The 17,773-nt window shown below is 73.6% G+C and carries 13 protein-coding genes and 1 tRNA gene; 6 read left to right on the top strand and 8 right to left on the bottom strand.

Going from position 1 to position 17,773, the window contains the following annotated elements; translation table 11 throughout:
• Nucleotides 1–50 precede the first annotated feature (50 nt).
• Together D7147_RS29100 and D7147_RS29095 are read left to right on the top strand one after the other, a co-directional pair.
• Nucleotides 51–1,085 carry a hypothetical protein gene (locus D7147_RS29100; protein ID WP_233563550.1) on the top strand — a complete coding sequence of 345 codons (1,035 nt, stop codon included), beginning with the start codon at nucleotides 51–53 and terminating at the stop codon, nucleotides 1,083–1,085.
• Between the two features lie 215 nt (nucleotides 1,086–1,300).
• On the top strand, nucleotides 1,301–2,005 hold the full coding sequence (locus D7147_RS29095) for a hypothetical protein (RefSeq protein WP_120683370.1): 705 nt from the start codon (nucleotides 1,301–1,303) through the stop codon (nucleotides 2,003–2,005).
• Nucleotides 2,006–2,089: 84 nt separating this feature from the next.
• Here the strand turns inward: D7147_RS29095 and murD are convergent, their stop codons facing one another.
• Nucleotides 2,090–3,436, bottom strand: a complete 1,347-nt coding sequence (gene murD / locus D7147_RS29090; protein ID WP_120683368.1) for a UDP-N-acetylmuramoyl-L-alanine--D-glutamate ligase — start codon at nucleotides 3,434–3,436, stop codon at nucleotides 2,090–2,092.
• Between the two features lie 105 nt (nucleotides 3,437–3,541).
• Here murD and D7147_RS29085 point away from each other — a divergent pair, with 105 nt between their 5' ends.
• On the top strand, nucleotides 3,542–4,894 hold the full coding sequence (locus tag D7147_RS29085) for a hypothetical protein (RefSeq protein WP_120683366.1): 1,353 nt from the start codon (nucleotides 3,542–3,544) through the stop codon (nucleotides 4,892–4,894).
• Nucleotides 4,895–5,044: 150 nt separating this feature from the next.
• Here the strand turns inward: D7147_RS29085 and D7147_RS29080 are convergent, their stop codons facing one another.
• On the bottom strand, nucleotides 5,045–6,916 hold the full coding sequence (locus tag D7147_RS29080) for a PucR family transcriptional regulator (protein ID WP_120683364.1): 1,872 nt from the start codon (nucleotides 6,914–6,916) through the stop codon (nucleotides 5,045–5,047).
• A gap of 169 nt (nucleotides 6,917–7,085) precedes the next feature.
• Here D7147_RS29080 and D7147_RS29075 point away from each other — a divergent pair.
• Together D7147_RS29075 and D7147_RS29070 are read left to right on the top strand one after the other, a co-directional pair.
• A tRNA-Pro gene (locus tag D7147_RS29075) sits at nucleotides 7,086–7,158 on the top strand.
• A gap of 29 nt (nucleotides 7,159–7,187) precedes the next feature.
• Nucleotides 7,188–9,458 carry a hypothetical protein gene (locus D7147_RS29070; protein ID WP_120683362.1) on the top strand — a complete coding sequence of 757 codons (2,271 nt, stop codon included), beginning with the start codon at nucleotides 7,188–7,190 and terminating at the stop codon, nucleotides 9,456–9,458.
• Between the two features lie 10 nt (nucleotides 9,459–9,468).
• On the opposite strand, the gene D7147_RS29065 is transcribed toward D7147_RS29070, so the two are convergent.
• From D7147_RS29065 to D7147_RS29040, 6 genes are all read right to left on the bottom strand, one after another.
• The gene (locus tag D7147_RS29065; protein ID WP_407663400.1) at nucleotides 9,469–10,359 is read right to left on the bottom strand and encodes a TrmH family RNA methyltransferase; all 891 of its coding nucleotides are present in this window, start codon (nucleotides 10,357–10,359) and stop codon (nucleotides 9,469–9,471) included.
• A gap of 30 nt (nucleotides 10,360–10,389) precedes the next feature.
• Complete coding sequence (locus tag D7147_RS29060; protein WP_120683359.1) at nucleotides 10,390–10,953, bottom strand: dihydrofolate reductase family protein; 564 nt, start codon at nucleotides 10,951–10,953, stop codon at nucleotides 10,390–10,392.
• A gap of 239 nt (nucleotides 10,954–11,192) precedes the next feature.
• The gene (locus D7147_RS29055) at nucleotides 11,193–13,400 is read right to left on the bottom strand and encodes a transglycosylase domain-containing protein (RefSeq protein ID WP_120683357.1); all 2,208 of its coding nucleotides are present in this window, start codon (nucleotides 13,398–13,400) and stop codon (nucleotides 11,193–11,195) included.
• 184 nt (nucleotides 13,401–13,584) lie between these two features.
• Complete coding sequence (locus tag D7147_RS29050) at nucleotides 13,585–14,391, bottom strand: hypothetical protein (protein WP_120683355.1); 807 nt, start codon at nucleotides 14,389–14,391, stop codon at nucleotides 13,585–13,587.
• 343 nt (nucleotides 14,392–14,734) lie between these two features.
• The gene (locus D7147_RS29045; RefSeq protein WP_120683353.1) at nucleotides 14,735–15,838 is read right to left on the bottom strand and encodes an SPFH domain-containing protein; all 1,104 of its coding nucleotides are present in this window, start codon (nucleotides 15,836–15,838) and stop codon (nucleotides 14,735–14,737) included.
• Between the two features lie 5 nt (nucleotides 15,839–15,843).
• Complete coding sequence (locus D7147_RS29040; RefSeq protein WP_120683351.1) at nucleotides 15,844–16,317, bottom strand: NfeD family protein; 474 nt, start codon at nucleotides 16,315–16,317, stop codon at nucleotides 15,844–15,846.
• Nucleotides 16,318–16,435: 118 nt separating this feature from the next.
• On the opposite strand from D7147_RS29040, the gene D7147_RS29035 reads away from it, so the two are divergent.
• Complete coding sequence (locus tag D7147_RS29035) at nucleotides 16,436–17,743, top strand: serine hydrolase domain-containing protein (protein WP_120683349.1); 1,308 nt, start codon at nucleotides 16,436–16,438, stop codon at nucleotides 17,741–17,743.
• Nucleotides 17,744–17,773 lie beyond the last annotated feature (30 nt).

Here is a 17,773-nt window from a genome sequence, read left to right as displayed (position 1 = left end):
GCGGCCGCGTAGGGGCCGATGGCGGCGCGCCGGCCGGTACGATTCGGGCCGTGCCCGAGCCGCCCGTCCCACCGTCGCCCGGGCCCGCCCTCCCGTCCCGGTCCACCCTGGTCGGCACCGAGACGGTGCCGCTGCCGCTGGCCTTCGGAACTCCGCCGGCCGACCCCGGCGCGATCGTCGACGGCATCGCGGCGTGGATCGGCTCCGCACCGTTGCGTGGACTGGTCGGGCGGTTCGGCGGCCGCTGGCCGACCGGCGACCTCGCCGCTGTCCTCGCCGGCCTGGACGACTTCTCCGCCGCGCACTGGGACTTCCGGGGCGGCCGGGAGCGGCCCGACGCCCGCGAGCCGGCCCTCGATCCGTCGACCGCGCGGCTCGTGCGGGACGCGGCGACCGCGCTCGGCCTGGTGCGGGCCGCCCGACCCGCCCTGCCCCGGTACGCCCACCTGCTCGTGCTCGGCGGTCTGGCGCACGCCTGCCTGCGGCGGGTGGCGTACGCGGCGCACCTGCTCCGCCACGGCGTCGGGGTGGCCGGCGAGGTGGCGGTGCTGGGCAGCTTCCGCCCACTCTCCGAAGCGGAGCGGAGCATCCTCGCCGATGCCAGCGTGGTCGGAGCCGACACCGAGGTCGACGCGCTCGACGCGGCCGTGCGGCTCGCGTTCGGAGTCACCCGGCCGGCCGAGGAAGACGGCGTGGACGCGGGGCACCCGCACCACTCCTGGTCGTCACGGACGTACCACCCGGCCGGCGCCCCACCCGTGCGGGTACTGGCCGCCCCGTCCAGCGAACCACAGCGTCGCCGCGCGCACACCGCCGACACCCAACGCTTCTGGGCCGGCCACGCCCGGCTCTCCCCCGGCGACCAACTGCTGCTGGTCACCCACCCGAACTACGTGCCGTTCCAGCACTGCGACGCGCTGCGCACCCTCGCGGTGCCGTACGGCGCCGGGATCGACACGATCGGCGTCGACCCCGCCCTGCCCGACCCGGCCCGGCTGCCCGAACCCACGCTCACGCCCGGGCGCTACCTCCAGGAAATCCGCTCGGCCATCCGCTCGATGCGCGCCCTGCACACCGCCCTCTGACCGGCCCGAGGATCCGCGCTCCGCGAGCCGGGGGACGCCACCCGGGACGGCGGCCGGATTGCGCGTCCGGCCCACGGTGGCCGATTGCGCGTCCGGCCCACGGTGGCCGATTGCGCGTCCGGCCCACGGTGGCCGATTGCTCGTCCGGCCCACGGTGGCCGATTGCTCGTCCGGCCTACGGTGGACAGCCCTCGGAGCTGGCGAGGTGGGCGCGGATGCAGATCATCGAGCACAGCATCATCGGTACCCGCTCGGCGGTGGTGCGTCTCCGGCGCCCCGGCAGCGAGTTGCAGTTCGTACTCTTCCCCATGCTGCACGTGGCGAGCCCGCACTTCTACGCGGCGGTGACCGAGCGGCTGCGGCGCTGTGACGTGCTCGTCGTCGAGGGCGTCAGCGGACGATCGGTCCTCGGCTGGGCGATCACGCTCTCGTACCGGGTCATGCCCGCCAACAAGCGCTCCGGGCTGGTGGTCGACAACATCCCGTACCGGTCGCTCGGCGTCGAGCTGATCAACCCGGACCTGACGGCCGCCGAGTTCGCCCAGGACTGGCGGGCCATGCCGCTGCGCTACCGGATCCTGCTCTGGTGTGCCGTTCCGTTCGTGGCGGTCGCCCAGTTCGTCGGCGGCCGGAAGATGCTGCTGTCACCGGAGGTCGAGATGAACGACCTGCCGAGCGCCCGGGACGAGCTGTACGCCGACGACGACTTCACCGAGCGGCTCGAGCGCACGCTCGGCGGCACCCGGGACGAGCGACTGCTCGCCGCCCTCTCCGAACTGGTCCGTACCCGCGCCGCGGAGCCGATCGACGTGGCGATCGTCTACGGCGCCGGACACGCTCCGGCGATCCTGCGTGGACTCTTCGAGCGGCACGGTTACCGCCCGAGGACAGGCGAGTGGCTCACCGTGCTGGAGGCCTGACCGATCGGCTCGGCACCACCGCGCGGTGTCGCACACCGTCACCGCGCGATCTCGCCTACTGTCACCGCGTGTTGCCGCCTACCGTCACCGCGCGGTGTCGCGTACCGCCTCGGCGAAGACCTCGGAACGGTGCTCGAAGTTGCGGAACCGGCCGTAGCTCGGCGCAGCGGGCGAGAGCAGCACGACGCCGCCCACCGGGGTCACCTCCCGGGCCAGCCGGACGGCGTCCGCCAGCTCGTCGACCGTCTCGGTGCGCACCTTCGGCAACCCGGCGAGCGCCTCGACGATCCGGGGACCGCTGTCCGGAATCCCGATCACGGTGATCTCGCGCTCGGCCAGGTGCTCGCGCAGCGGGCTGAAGTCGAGTCCCCGGTCGGCGCCGCCGACGATCACCGTGAGCGGGCGCCCCTCGTACGCGTCGATCGCGTGCATGGCGGCGTACGGGCTGGTGGCGAGGGTGTCGTCGACGAAGGTGAGCCCGGACGGGTCGACGATCTCGGTGAGCCGGTGGGCCAACCCCTGGAACTCGGCCACCGCCACGGCGAGCGTGTCCTTACGGGCGACGACGTCCACCCCGAGCGCGTCGAGCACCGCGAGCGCGACGCAGAGGTTGCCCTCGTTGTGCCGACCGACCAGCGGCAGCACGGCGCGCGGGAAGAGCGGCTGGTCCCGGAGGTGGAACCAGGGCGCGCCGTCCGGACCGGCGGCCACGTGCACGGTGTCGGACCGGCCGGCGCGAATGGCCGCCCGGTCACCCAGCTCGACGGCGAGGCGCGGGTCGTTGCCGTTGACCACCACGGTCCGCGGCCCGTACGCGATCAGGTTGAGCTTGTCCCGGTAGTACTCGGCCTCGCCGCCGTGCGCGTCGAGGTGCTCGGGGAAGAGCGCGGTGACCACCGCCACCCGGGGCGAGTCCGTCAGGTCGCTGCACTGGTAGCTGGAGAGCTCCAGCACGTAGAGGTCGGCCTCGGGCAGGTCCAGGGTGGGCACGCCGATGTTGCCGCCGAAGACGTTCGGCCGGTCCACCGCGTTCAGCAGGTGGCTGATCAGGCTCGACGTGGTGCTCTTGCCCTTGCTGCCGGTGACCCCGACCGTCCGGTCGCCGTGGTCGGCCATCCAGAGCGCGGTGCCCTGGGTGACCGTCACGCCCTGGCGGCGCAGCTCGACCAGCCACGGGTGGGTCTGCGGCACGCCCGGTGAGCGGACCACGACGTCCGCGGCGGCGAGCCGGGCGAAGCCCTCCTCGCCGGTGACGAGCGGCGCGGCCTCGGCCAGCGGCCCGTCCCAGGGCAGGGAGAGGAAGTTGGCGCTGTCGTCGACGGCGACCAGCGCGGCCGGGCCGTGCGCGGCGATCGCGGTCACCGCCGCCCGGCCCTCCCGGCCGGTCCCCCAGACGGCTACGGAACGTCCGCGCAGGTCAGACAGGCGCACAGGTGATCTCCTCCGGGGTGTCGGCGGTACCGGACGGGCCGGGTGTCGCGGCACGGGTCCGGCACAGCCGGGCACGGCCGGACGAACCAGGGCCTAGTATGGCGTGTGCGCTACGAGCAACTGCGGCGGATGGACGCCTTCGCATTCCCGTCCTACTCGATCGACCTCTCCACCGGCGAGGTGTTGTTCGACTACGCTCTGACAGGTCCGGCCGGCGAGCAACGCTTCACCGAGGTGGTCACGCTCCCGCTGCCGGAGGCGCCGCCGTCCGACGAGACGGTCGCCGCGCTCGGTCGGGTGCTCGAACTCCTGCACGTCGTCGCCGGAGTCAGCTACTACAAGACGGCCGCCCCCGGCCGGCTGGTGCTGCCGGCGCCGCTCGGGCCGGCCGCCGTCGAGCTGGTCACGGCCGTCTACACCAAGGGCCTCGGGGAGTACGCGTACCGCAACCAGCTGCGGCACGTGCTGCAGCTCACGCCGGAGGTCCCGGACGGGTCGGTCAAGCCGGCTGCGCCGCTGGACAACTCGGACCGGCGACCGTTGTCGGCGGTCGGCGGCGGCAAGGACTCGATCGTCAGCCTGGAGGCGCTACGCCGGGCCGGCTTCGACCCGGTGCCGTTCTCGGTCAACCCGAACCACGTGATCGTCTCGGTGAACGAGGCGTCGGGGCTGGCCCCGCTGGCCGCCCGCCGCCGGATCGACCCGGTGCTCTTCGAGCTGAACGCCGCCGGCGCCCGCAACGGGCACATCCCCGTCACCGCGATCAACTCGCTGATCGCCGTCGCGACGTCGGTGCTGCACGGGCTGGGGCCGGTGGTGATGTCCAACGAGCGCTCCGCGTCAGATCCGAACCTGATCTGGAACGGTCACGAGATCAACCACCAGTGGTCCAAGGGGGTCGAGGCCGAGGGGCTACTGCGCGCCGCGCTCACCGAGCACGCCGGGCTCGCCGAGCCCTACTTCTCCCTGCTGCGGCCGCTGTCGGAGCTGCACATCGCCCGGCTCTTCGCCGGGATCGACCGCTACGACGATGTGGTGACCAGCTGCAACGCGGCGTTCAAGCTGCGTGACCCGAGCGACCGTTGGTGCCGGGACTGCCCGAAGTGCCGATTCGTCTTCCTGGCTCTCGCCCCGTTCATGCCTCGGGAGCGGATCACCCACATCTTCGGCGGCGATCTGCTCGCCGACGAGACGCAGATCCCCGGCTACCGCGAGCTGCTCGGGGTGGACGGGCACAAGCCGTTCGAGTGCGTCGGCGAGGTGGAGGAGTCGGTGGTGGCGTTGGGCCTGCTCGCCGAGCAGGAGCAGTGGCGCGACGCCCCGGTGGTACGCGCCCTGGTGGACGCCGTACCGGACACGGCCTGGTCGGTGGTCGCCACCTCGGACGTCTTCACCCCCGGCGGCGGCCCCAACCACATCCCCCCCGCCTACGCCAAGGCCCTGACCACCCTCTCCTGACCCCGCCCCCCCTCCCGCGCCCCCTCCGCCTCGCCGCGTTGATCATGAAGTTATTGCCCGGACACGCCGGACCGAAGGGCAACAACTTCATGATCAACCGGGCAGGCCGCCGGGCGGGCCGGGCCGGGTGAGGGTGGGGGTGGGGGTGGGTTAGGGGGTGCGGACGGCGTCCAGGGCCAGCAGGGCGACGTGCAGGCTGAGACAGGCGTCGACCGAGTCCAGGTCGACGTCGAGGATGCGCCCGATGCGGGCCAGCCGCTCGTAGAAGGCCGGTCGGGACAGGTGCGCCGCGGCGGCCGCCGCCGACTTGTTGCGGCCCTGTTCGAGGTACGCGCGCAGCGTGTCGAGCAGCTGCTCCCGAGGGTGCTGGGCGTCGTAGCCGAGCAGCGGGCCGAGCTCCCGCTCGACGAAGGTCTGCACCCGCGGCTCGTCCCGGAGCAGGTGCAGCAGCCCGGCGAGTCCGACCTGCGGCAGCCGGAAGATGGACAGATCACGGCGGTCCCGCCGGGCCGCGTCGGCGATCTGCCGGGCCTCGATCAGCGAGCGTCGAGCCTCCCGGAGACTGCCCACGCACGACCCGGCCGCGATGATCACCGGGTAGGCCGGAGTGGGGACCGGACTCCGCCCAGCCTGGCGGGGCAGGTCGGCCCGGGACGGCCCGTCGATCCGGGACCCCGCCTCCGACCTCACCCCGTCGCCGCGGCCCGCCCCGTCGGGACGAGCCGCCCCCTCCACGCGGGCCCCGGTCGACCCGTCGAGGCGGGCCCGGCGCAGCGCGGCCGCGAAAGCACCCAGCGCCTTCTCCTCCGACGCGGCGTCCGGCAGGGCGACCAGCGCGCCGACCGCGTGGTCGTCGACCGCGCTGGAGAGGGCGGCGAGCCGCGCCTCACGCAGCGCGTGCTCCACCGCCTCGGCGAGATCACGCAACCGGGCCGGCGCGGTCGGCGGGCCCGGCTCACCTGCCGGCGTGCTCTCCCCGGCTGCGCCGTCGACCCGGAACCGGATCATGACTCCGACGAGATGTCTCCGCTCCAGCGGCACGCCGAGCGCCTTGGCCCGCAGCGCCACCTCGTCGACCGGCCAGGAGTGGTCGAGCAGCGCCGTGAGCAGCGTGCGGTGCATCTGCCGCTCCAGCCCTTCGGCGTCCCGGCGGATCAACCGGCCCAACGCCAGCGTGGAGGCCGCCCGCTCGACCAGGATGGTGAGCCGGGTCGGTGGGACGAACTGCGGCGACGGGCGCCCCAGCAGGGCCTCCGGGGTGGCGGCGCTGCGCCGCGGGCGGACGGTCGCCAGGTCGCCGCCGGCCGGCCAACGCAGCAGCAGGCGACCCCAGTCCTGCCCCCGGGCCCCGACCTCGGTGACCAGCCAGCCGCTGTCCGCGTCGTACGCGGTCCGCCCGGCCGGCCGGATCCGGCGGGAGTGCTGCTCCCAGCCGTCGAGCAGCAGCTCGGCGCTCTCCCCCGCCGGGTCGTACGCGAGCACCTGCCGGGACAGGTTCTCCAGCACCACCGGACAGCCGGAGAGCTCCGCCGCCTGCCGGACCACCTCGCCCGGCCCGGCTCCCTCGACCGACAGCTCGGTGAACCGCTGATGGATCTCCTCAGTGGCGCGCAGCTCGGTGAGCTGGGCGTCCACGATCAGCCCGTGCACCGCCTCGGTGATCCGGACGAACGGGGTGGCCCGCCGCAGCTCGGCCAGGGGCAGTCCACGCCGTTCGGCGGCGGCGGCCATCACCCGGGGCACCCCGTCGAGGTACCGGCGGCCCAGCTCGACGACGAGGCCGGAGACGCCCACGTCGGCCAGGTCGCCGATGAACGCGCGCAGGCCCGCGTCGTCGGCGGGCAGCCCGATCCCGGTGGTGAGCACCAGCTCGCCGCCGCCGAGCAGCGAGGCGATGTCCGGCACCTCGGCCACGTGCACCCAGCGCACCGGCCGGTCGAGTCCGGCCTCCCCCGCCACCAGGCGTGGGGCGCCGTGGCGGACCGGGTCGAGGGCGAGAACCTCACGGACGGTAGGGAACACGGGCGTCACGCTACCGTCCGTGACGCCGAGGACGGTAACCACCGCTGCCGTTCCCGCCCGGGTCGGAGCCGGCCGGGCGGGAAATCGGGCAGCCCACGGGGCAGCGGCACCGGTACGATCGTCGCGTCCCGGACGATCTTGGTTCGGGTACCGTGCCGCGTGGCGGCGACAGCGTGTAGCTCAATGAGGAGAGCGCCGGGCTCGGGACCCGGAGGGCGCGGGGGCGGAACCCGCCACGCTGGCGATGGACGAGAACAAGTTTAGGATCGGCGTGGGCTACCCCGCTGCAGAGCTGGCGCGGGCGGCCGAGACGGCCGGCAGCCACCCCGACGCACAGACGCGGCAGCGCGCCCGGGAGCGCTTCGCGCGATGGTCCGCGGTGCTGCGCCGGATCGCCGGCGGCAGCGTATCGGTGGGCTCCCGGCAGCCGGTGGCGGACCTGCCGTTCTGGGCGACGCCGCAGGTCGTGCGGGGCGGCTTCGCCACCGGCGAGGCGGTGGCCGGTGGGCCGCTGCGGCCGTACGAGGCCGAGCTGGCCCGACGCGCCGGTGTACCGGCCCAGCGTGACGCCCTCTTCGCGTACCACCTCACCGAGGCGGGACTCGCCGAGCTGTCGGTGCTATTGGAGAGCGGCGCCTACCGGGTGGAGACGCCGGAGGAGGCCGCCCTGCTGACCGTGGCGTGGCTGCTCCGCGCCGGCGACGAGACGGCGGCGGTCGGACTCGTCGACGAGCTGCGCCCGCACGCCCACCGGCTGCGCTTCACGCCGGCGCCCGACGACGCTCCGGCGTACGGCCCGGAGGTGGTCTGGCGGGAGACCGCCGGTGCGGCACGCGAGCGTCTCGCCCGGCGCAAGCCGAACGGCCGGGTCGCGGCGATGCAAGAGGCGCTGACGGTCTGGAACCCGTTCGCGGACCAACTGCTCGAACTCTGGCTGGAGACGGCCCGGGACGGCCAGGTCGGTGCGCGGACTCCCGCCGGTTGGAGCGACCGGGCCGCCGCACTCGTCGAGCGCTACCACCGGCTCGCCGCCGCGCACCCGCACTGCGGCAAGCACCGCCGGCCCAAGGAGAACCTGGCCATCCTCCGGGCGGCGACCGAGGAGGCGGTGGCCGGCCGGCCGCTCTCCCCCCGGGCCCGCGGGCTGCTTCAGCACGCGGTCGACTCGATGGTGCGCCGACGCGGACGGCCCGGCTCACCGGAGCACGCCGCCCTGCGCGAACGCCAGTCCGCCGACGCCGCCGGACCGATGCTGCACACGCTGGCCCGGGTGGTGGTCAACCGACTGGCGGTCTTCCCGCCGGGTTGCGGCATCCGGTCGGTCGAGGCGGTGACCGGCCCGATCACCCCCGAGGAGGCCGCGTGGTCGGGCGTACCGGCGGGCGCGCGGATCGCCGAGCCGATCCGCCGGGTGGTCCGGCGGGCGCTCGCCGGCACGGTCGCCGAGCTGATCGCCGCCGGTGTGGTGCCGTCGGCCGAGGTGCTCGCCCGGCTCGTACCGCAGATCGCCGCCACGGCGACCGCCGCGTCATACCCGGACGAGGCGCTCCGATCGCTGACGGCCGCCACCTACCGGGCGTTCCGCAACCGCCGGTCGCTGCTCCTGACCAACCTCGAGCACCAGGTACGCCTCGACGAGCTGCCCTGGGTCCGTGCGGTCGCCGGTCACCGCTCAGCCCTGGCCGGCACCCACGCGTCGGCGACGAGCGCGCTGCGGCGCCTCGGCGAGCTGGCGCTGGACGGCTTCCCGGCCACCCTGCTGCCCAACCCCCTCGTCCGCGAACTGGTCGCGCTGGACCGGGAGGCCGGCGGACGCCTGCCGTGGGTCGAGGAGCTGGCCACCGACATCTTCGAGGGGACCTTCTCGGCGAAGTACGCCGCCGCGGCCCGGCTCGCCGGCGACCTGCTGGCCGACAGCCTCTACGCGCGCTACTACGACATCGACTACGCGGCGCTGCCGGGAGCGGACGACGTACGGCGTCAGGAGGGCCGGGGCACGGCCACCTCTCCCGGCTTCGACGCGCTCTGCGCCATCCGGGCGGGCACCGGGCCGAGCTGGCACCGGGTGGCGGCGAACGGCATGATCATCGAACAGGCCCAGATCCTCACCACGCACAACCTCGCCACCCTCGTCGGGCCGGTGGGGGTACGACCGGCCGCCGGCTGGACCGCGCTGGCAGACCGCACGTTCACGGTGGTGACCCACCTGACCGCCCGGCTCCGGCACAACCCGCGTCCGCTGCGCACGGTCAAGGACGTGGCGTACGCCTGGCGGCAGCTGGTCTTCTTCCTCTCCGTACCGGGCGCCGGCGATCCGGCCCTCGCCGTCGAGGGGCTGCGCCGGAAGCTGGACGAGGTCGCGCCGGACGTCCGGGACCGGCTGAGCCCCGCGCTCGCGGACCTGGCCCGGATCGCCGCCGGCGAACGCCGAGGCCCGGCGCGTCCGCCCGGCGCGCCCGAGGAGGGCGGCGACGGCGCGAGCGGGCCACTGCTCGGCTGGACCCTCGGCCGGCACCGGTTGCTGACCGGCGACGAACGCTGACGGCGGCCGCTCACAGCGGGTCGTCGCGGCCCAGTTCCCAGAAGGCGACGGCGGCGGCGGCCGCCACGTTCAACGAGTCCACGCGCCGGCGCATCGGGACGACCACCCGTACGTCGGAGGCGCGCTGGGCCGCCGCGGTGAGGCCGGGGCCTTCGGCGCCCAGCAGCAGCGCCGCCCGCTCCCGCTGCGCCGGGCTGAGCCGCTGGATCGGTACCGCGTCCGGCGCCGGCGTCATGGCGAGCACAGTGAAGCCCGCCTCCCGAGCCTGCTCCAGGCCGGCCGGCCACCGCTCGAACTTGGCGTAGGGCACCGCGAACACCTCGCCCATGCTGACCCGGACACTGCGCCGGTAGAGCGGGTCGGCGCAGGTCGGCGAGAGCAGCACCGCGTCGATGCCGAGCGCCGCCGCGCCCCGGAAGATCGCGCCGAGGTTCGTGTGGTTGTTGACGTCCTCGAGGATCGCGATCCGGCGCGCCTGGGCCAGCACCTCCGCCACCGTGGGCAGCGGCCGGCGCCGGAAGGACGCCAGCACGCCCCGGTGGACGTGGAAGCCGGTCGCCTTCTCCAGCACCTGCTGGCTCGCCGCGTAGACCGGGGCGTCCCCGACGTCCAGGTCCGCGAGCTGATCGACCCGCTTGGCGTCGACCAGGTACGACCGCGCCGGGTAGCCGGCCCGCAGCGCCCGGCGCAGCACCAGCTCCCCCTCGGCGATGAAGAGCCCGTGCGGGGGCTCCCAGCGGGTACGCAGCTCGACGTCGGTCAGCGCCCGGTAGTCGGCGATCCGCTCGTCGTCAGGGTCGGTGATCTCGTGGACGGGCACCCGACGATTCTGCCGGACGCCCGCCGGGCCACCCGACGGCGACCGGCGCGGCGCGGCGCACCTCACGCCGCCCGCCGCCACTCGTGCCCCCGCCACGGGTCGCCCGTCGCGTCACTCCCCACGCCGGTAGCGCAGCAGCACCGAACGGGCATCGAGGATACGGCTCTCCGCCAGGCGCAGGCCGAGCCGCTCGACGTCCACGAAGACCGGCTGGCCGCCGCCGAGCACCACCGGATGCACCACGATCGCGTACTCGTCGATCAGGCCGAGCCCGGTCAGCGCCGCGGCGAGCTTCGAGCCGCCGCTGAGCAGGAGGTCCTTGCCGGGCTCCGCCTTGAGCGCGCCGATCTCGGCAGCGAGGTCCCCGGCGCCCACCACCCGGGCCCCCTCGGCCGCCTCGGTGAGCGTCCGGGACACCACGATCTTCGGCATCTTCCGCCACACCGGCGCGAAGGCAAGGTCGTGCGGGTCCTGCGACATCGACTCGACCCGCGGCCAGTAGTAGGACATCAGCTCCCACACCTTGCGGCCGTAGAGGAAGGCGCCCGCCCGCTCGTTCAGCTCGGACGAGTACGCCGACAGCTCCGGCCCCATCTGCGCCCAGTCGAACTCACCGTTCGGGCCGTGGATGTAGCCGTCGACGGACTGGTGCACGTAGTAGACGATCTCGCGCATGTTGGTGCTCCCTCGGTGCGTACGCCCCCGACGGGCGTGCTCACCGAGTGGTCGGAGCCGCCGAGGCGGATCCGACAACCCCCGCCGAACTTTCTTCCAAGATTTCGCCGGGACGGCTTCTGGTGTGTTCGTCAGGGCCGTGGCGATCACGCACGCCAGGTCGCCCGGATACGGCTTCGGGTGCGGTCGCCGCCCCGTGGCGAGGGCGACCGCACCCGAATCCGGCCGAGTTCTCTTCGTCAGCCGCGGCCGGCGAGCCACCGCTCCAGCAGCGAGCCGGGGTCGTTCGCGCGCTGGCGGTCGTCGGTGCGTTCCCGCCGCGCCGGCGGCCGGTCCGCCGGCCGGTGCGGATCGCCGGCCAGCTCCTGGCTGGGCGCGGTGAAGTCCTTCTCCGGCTTGCCCTTGACCGCGGTCGAGATCACGTGCGCGACCGCGTCGATCACCTTGCCCTGCACGGCGGAGCCCACCGAGACGGTCGCGTCGTCGGGGTTCGCGGCGATACCGGCGACGGCGACCTGCGGGGTGAAGCCGACGAAGGTCTCGGTCGCGTTCTCCTCCGAGCTACCGGTCTTGCCGGCGACCGGACGGCCGCCCAGGATGTCGTTCACCGAGGTGGCCGTACCCCCGTTGCACTGCCCGAACGCGGACTGCTGCCCGACCGGGCACCGCGCCGCGTCCGTGGCGGCCCGCGCCACGTCGGCGTCCAGCACCCGCTTGCAGGACGGGTCGGCGACCGCGACCCGCTCGCCGTTCGGTGCGGTCACCGACATCACCGGCAGCGGCTTGCAGTACATCCCCTCGGAGGCCACTGTGGCGTACGCGTTGGCCAGGTCGAGCGGCGTGGTCGCGGCGACGCCGAGGGTGAACGACCCCCAGCTGGCCGCGTTCTCCTCGGCGAACCGGGCATCCGCGTCGGCGCGGAAGGTGATGCCGAGCCGCTGCGCCATCTCGACGACCTTGTCCTGGCCGACCTGCTCGGCCAGCCACACGAAGTACGTGTTGACGGAGCGGCCGAAGCCGTCCCACATCATCCGGTAGCCGTCCATCCAGTCCGGGTTGGCGTTGGCCGGGCACCAGTGGCCGTCGCAGTTGCCCTCGCCGTTGTCCGGGTACCGGGTGGGCAGCTTCGCGGGCGCGTCGAAGCCGGTGGAGAGCGTCTTGCCCGCCTCCAGCGCCGCGAGCATCGTGAAGAGCTTGAAGGTGGAGCCGGCCTGGTAACCCTCGACCCCGCCGCCGCCGGAGACCAGCGGGTTCACGGTGTTCGGGTGGTTCTCCTGCCCCTGCGGGTTCGCGGCGAGGCTGTAGTGCCGGTTCACCGCCATCGCCAGCACCCGGCCGGTGCCCGGCTCGACCGCGGCGATCGGCAGGGCGTTCTTGTTGTCGTACCCGTAAACGTCGGTGGCCTGCTTCTGGGCGGTCGCCTGGATCTTCGGGTCCAGCGAGGTGACGACCGTGTAGCCGCCGCGACGCAGCGCCTGCTCCCGCTCCTCGGTGGTCGCGCCGAACGCCGGCTGGGTCAGCCACCAGCGGCGCAGGTAGTCGCAGAAGAAGCCCCAGTCGTCGTGCCCCTGCGCGGTGGCCGTGCAGCCGTTGGACTGCGCGGTCGGGTGCAGGACGAGCTTCTCGGCCTTCGCCTGGGCTGCCTGCTCGGCGGTGATCGCCTTGGTCTGCACCATCGAGTCGAGCACGTACGACCGGCGGGTCAGCGCCGTGTCCCGGTCACCGTCGATCGGGCTGTACGCGTCCGGCGACTGCACGAGACCGGCGAGCAGGGCCGACTCGGCGAGGGTCAGCTGCCCCGGATCCTTGCCGAAGTACCGCTGGCTGGCGGCCGCGATCCCGTACGCGCCGGAGCCGAAGTAGGCGATGTTCAGGTACCGGTTGAGGATCTCGTCCTTGCTGAGCGTCTCCTCCAGCGCCGAGGCGTACCGGATCTCCTGGAGCTTGCGGCCCACGGTCTGCTCGGTGGCCTCCGCGCGCTCCTCGGCGGTGCGGGTCGGGTCCGTCTTCAGCACGTTGCGGACGTACTGCATGGTCAACGTGGAGCCGCCCTGCTCGGTACCGCCGCCCTTGACGTTCGCCACCACCGCGCGGAAGAGGCCGCGCAGGTCGGCGCCGCCGTGCTCGTAGAACCGCCGGTCCTCGGCCGCCACGATCGCCTGCCGCATCACCGGGGCGATTTCCGCCAGCGGGACGTCGGTGCGGTTCACGTCGTAGAACGTGGTGATCAACGTCTTGCCGTCGTTCGCGTAGAGGTAGGAGCGCTGCGGCGTGGCCGGGGTGCGCAGCGCGTCCGGCAGCGCGGCGTACGCCCCGAGCGCCGACCGGGTGACGAGCCCGAACAGCAGGTTGCCGGGGAGCGCGGCCACCGCGAGGACGAGGCCGGCCAGCACCCCGGCGAGCAGCACGGTGAACAGCCGGGAGAGCGGCGAACGGAGAGGGGCCATGGTCCCCAGGATTGCCACGAAAGCCATCAACCGACCACCCTGCGGGTCGGTTTGTCAGGAACTTCACCGCCTCCCCCCAGCAACCTCCCACCCCACCTTGCGCGGTGATCATGAGGTTGACGGGCCTCCTGGAGATCGAATCCCCCGTCAACCTCATGATCACCGGGGACAGGGGGCCGGGGGGTTAGGCGGGTGAGAGGGGGCCGCCGCCGGGGGCGGTGGGGGGTGGGGTCGCGGTGGCGACGCTCGCGGAGGCGGCGTCACGGACGATCTCCCGCGGCACGAGCCGGCCCGAGCGGTAGCCGATGCCGATCCCGGCGATCAGTACGAAGATCGCGCCGAAGGTCTGCAGGGAGCCGACCAGCGCGCCGCCGAGGCCCAGCAGCGGTGCGGCGATCATCAGCATCACCCCGTCGCCCATGCTGAACGTGCCGGACCGGGACACCGCCCAGCCGGTGAGGAACCAACCGATGCTGTAGAAGGTCGCGCCGATCAGCACCAGCATCCGGGCGGTGGTGCCGAAGACGGGCGTCTGCTCCTCCAGCCCGGCGAAGGGGAGCATCAGGACCGTGCCGGCGATGCTCACCAGCAGTCCCGCCGCGGCGCCCCGGCGGCTGCGGGTCGCGGCGAGGAGCCCGGTGAGGGCCAGCAGGGCGAGCAGTCCGAGCCAGATCGCGGCCACCCAGCCGACCAGGTAGAGCGGCCGGCCGTCGGCCGGGTAAGGGTCGTTGCCCACCCCGCCGTCGCTGGCCATCGCGACCACGCCGTACAGGACGGCGTAGGCGGGCAGCAGCCAGACCGCGGCGCGGGCGAACCGGCGTACCGACCAGGCCCAGCTCGCGTTGGTCGCCGGTCCCGCCGGGGTCGGCTCACCGGCGAAGGGCAGCACCCCGAACCCACCGCCGGTACGCCGGGTACCGAGCGGTCCGGTCGGGTCGTGCGCGCCGCGCACCGGGGCCGAGGACCATATCCGCTTCGCCGGGTCCTTCATGCGCCACCTCGCTCCCACGAGCGGTGCGGGACACGCCGGGGCGCCCCGATGCCTGGTCACCACCCGTCCTCGGACCGATCGTGGCAGCGATCCGGGCAGGAATGAGGGGTTTTCGCGTTATTCCTCGAGCCGGGCACACCGGGTCCGCGACCGGCTTTGATCAACTCGGCTTTCCGGATGTCGGGGTGTCCCAGACACGTCGACACCCCGACTTCACCGAGGTCGAGTCGATCAAGCCGAAGAGCCCCGGCCGAACGAGCCGAGGAGAGGCGGCCCAAAAGAGCGGGCCGCCGGGCTGCTTCCCGAGGGAATCAGCCCGGCGGCCCGCGTGCGAGGTGTTCGCTCAGCCGCGCTCGCGCTGGTCGGCCGGGTCGTTCACCAGGTTCGCCGGCGTGACCGGCTCCGGCGCGGGCAGCCCCTGCGGGGTGCCACCGGTGGCCTGCGCCTCGGCGACACGTACCTCGTCGTGGATCTCCTGGGCCGCGGCCGCCGCGGCCTGCGCGGCCTCGGCCGCCTCGCGCTCCACGGCGCTCGCGTGCTCAGCCGCCTCCGGCACGGGCTCGTCCCCCACCATCCGGCTCAACCCGCCGAGCGCGCCGCCCATCCCTTCCAGGGCCTTGGTCAGCTCGGCCGGCACGATCCAGACCTTGTTGGCGGTGCCGTTCGCGATCTGCGGCAGGGCCTGGAGGTACTGGTAGGCGAGCACCTTCTGGCTCGGGTTCGCCTGGTGGATGGCGTCGAAGACGGTACGGATCGCCTTGGCCTGACCCTCGGCCTGGAGGATCCGGGCCTGCCGGTCACCGTCGGCGCGCAACACCGCGGCCTGCTTCTCACCCTCGGCGGTGAGGATCTGCGCCTGCTTGTGCCCCTCGGCGTTGAGGATGGCGGCCCGGCGGTCCCGCTCGGCGCGCATCTGCTTCTCCATCGAGTCGCGGATGCTGGGCGGCGGCTCGATCGCCTTGATCTCGACCCGGGTGACCTTGATCCCCCAGCGGCCGGTCGTCTCGTCCAGCACCCCGGAGAGGTGCCGGTTGATCTCCTCGCGGCTGGTCAGCGCGCGCTCCAGGTCCAGCGAGCCGATGACGTTACGCAGCGTGGTGACCGTCAGCTGCTCGATGGCCTGGATGAAGTTGGAGATCTCGTAGGTCGCGCGGACCGAGTCGATGACCTTGTAGTAGAGGACCGTGTCGATCGAGACGACCAGGTTGTCGGAGGTGATCACCGGCTGCGGCGGGAAGCTGACCACCTGCTCCCGCATGTCGACCTTGGTGCGCACCGCGTCGATGAACGGCACCAGCAGGTTGAGGCCCGGGTTGAGGGTCCGCTTGTACTTCCCCAGCCGCTCGACCACGTCCTGGCGCTGCTGCGGCACGATCCGCACCGCCTTGGCCAGCGTCACCACGGCGATCAACGCCACGGCGATCACCAGCACGGTTATCGCTGTCATTCCCGTCACCCTCCCGCTTCCGGCGATTCGCCGGACGTAACGTCATCGTCCTGCCACACCAGGGCGGTCGCGCCCCGGACCTTGATCACCCGCACCCGCCGACCGGGGTCGAACGACTGCGTCGCGTCGTACGACCGCGCGGTCCACAACTCGCCGTCGATCTTGACCAGGCCGTGCTCGGCGTCCACCCGCTCCAGCACCAGCGCGGTGGCCCCCTCGATCGCCTCGACCCCGAAGGGCTGCTCGCCGCTCTCCAGCGCCGAGCGTCGGTGCCGCCGGATCACCGGCCGGACCACCGTCAAGGTGAGCGCGGAGACCCCGGCGAACACCAGCGCCTGCACGGGTGTCGGCGCGCCGAGCGCCGCAGCACCGGCCGCGGCGAACGCACCGGCCGCGAACATGATCAGGAACAGCGTCGTCGTGAAGACCTCGGCGACCGCCAGCAGCACACCCAACACGATCCAGAGCACGGCGTCCACCCCTCGATCGTGACACGCAAATGCACGCGCGGCTGCCCCGCGATGATCAGTAAGCTCGGCGGCGTCCGCGCCGGGCCACCCGGCCGCGCCCACACCCCCCCGCGAGCGAGGAGAACCCGTGACCCTGCTGCCCGGCACCGCCCGTCAGGTCGACCTCCTGGTCGCGCAGGCGCAGTCGACGGGGCGTACGCCGTCGCTGGTGATGGGCGTGGTCCGCGACGGGTCGCTGGCGCACGTCGCCACCGCCGGCGGGAACCCCGCCGCCCACCCGGACCTGCAGTACCGGATCGGTTCGATCAGCAAGACGATGACCGCCACGCTCGCCATGCAGGAGCGCGACGCGGGTCGGCTCAGCCTCGACGACCCGCTGGAGAAGCACCTGCCCGGCACCGGCGTTGGCGCGCTCACCCTGCGCCAGCTCCTCGGGCACGCCGGCGGCCTGCAACGGGAGCCGGAGGGCCAGTGGTGGGAGCGGGCCGAGGGCGCCGACCTCGCGACCCTGCTGACCGGGGTGGACGCTGCCAAGATCGCGTACCCGCCGCACCGCGCGTACCACTACTCGAACCTGGCGTACGGGCTGCTCGGCGGGGTGCTGGAGCGGAGCACGGGAACGCCCTGGGCCGAGCTGCTCCGCCGGCGGATCCTCGACCCGCTGGGGCTGCGGCGCACCACCTACTCGGCGACCGAGCCGTTCGCGCGCGGGTACGTGGTGCACCCGTGGCACGGCACCCTGCGCGAGGAGCCGCGTACCGACACCGGCGCGATGGCCCCCGCCGGGCAGCTTTGGTCCACCGTGGAGGATCTCGCCCGCTGGGCGGCGTTCCTCGCCGATCCGGCGCCCGAGGTGCTCGCCCCGGCCACCCTGACCGAGATGTGCGCACCGGTGGTGATGAGCGACCTCGACTCGTGGACCGGCGGGCACGGCCTCGGGCTGGAGCTCTACCGCGACGGGGATCGCGTCTACGTCGGCCACGGCGGCTCGATGCCCGGCTACGTCTCCGCCCTGGCGGTGCACCGGCCGAGCCGTACCGCCGTGGTGGGCTACGCCAACGCGTACGGCTTCGGGATCGGCAGCCTCGGGCGGCGGATCCTCACCACCGTGCTCGACAGCGAACCGCCGCTCCCGCCCCCCTGGCAGCCGACCGCCGTGGCCCCGGCGACCGGGGTCATCGAGGTGACCGGCCGCTGGTGGTGGATGGGCGTGCCCCTCGACGTCCGCTGGGACGAGGCCGCCGGCGAGCTGGAGGTGCTCATGCGCGGCGAGCGGAAGAACCGGTTCGTCGCCGAGGGGCCGGACCGGTGGCGGGGCTGCGCCGGCCCGGAGCACGGGGAGGTCCTCTCGGTGCTGCGGGACGACACCGGCGCCGTGGTGGCGCTCGACATCGCCACCTTCGTCTTCACCCGCACGCCCGACCAGGAGCCCTGACCGCGGGCCTCAGCCGCGCGGACGGTCGCA

The organism is Micromonospora musae (assembly GCF_003626545.1).
In the GTDB taxonomy this organism is placed as follows: domain Bacteria; phylum Actinomycetota; class Actinomycetes; order Mycobacteriales; family Micromonosporaceae; genus Micromonospora; species Micromonospora musae.
Note: the sequence above shows the minus strand (reverse complement) of the source record. Positions and strands in the feature narration are given on the sequence as shown.

Coding starts and splice junctions, on each gene's coding strand:
- D7147_RS29045 (WP_120683353.1), bottom strand. CDS start 15,838: ATGACAGCGATAACCGTGCTGGTGATCGCCGTGGCGTTGATCGCCGTG.
- D7147_RS29055 (WP_120683357.1), bottom strand. CDS start 13,400: ATGGCCCCTCTCCGTTCGCCGCTCTCCCGGCTGTTCACCGTGCTGCTC.
- D7147_RS29095 (WP_120683370.1), top strand. CDS start 1,301: ATGCAGATCATCGAGCACAGCATCATCGGTACCCGCTCGGCGGTGGTG.
- D7147_RS29060 (WP_120683359.1), bottom strand. CDS start 10,953: ATGCGCGAGATCGTCTACTACGTGCACCAGTCCGTCGACGGCTACATC.
- D7147_RS29050 (WP_120683355.1), bottom strand. CDS start 14,391: ATGAAGGACCCGGCGAAGCGGATATGGTCCTCGGCCCCGGTGCGCGGC.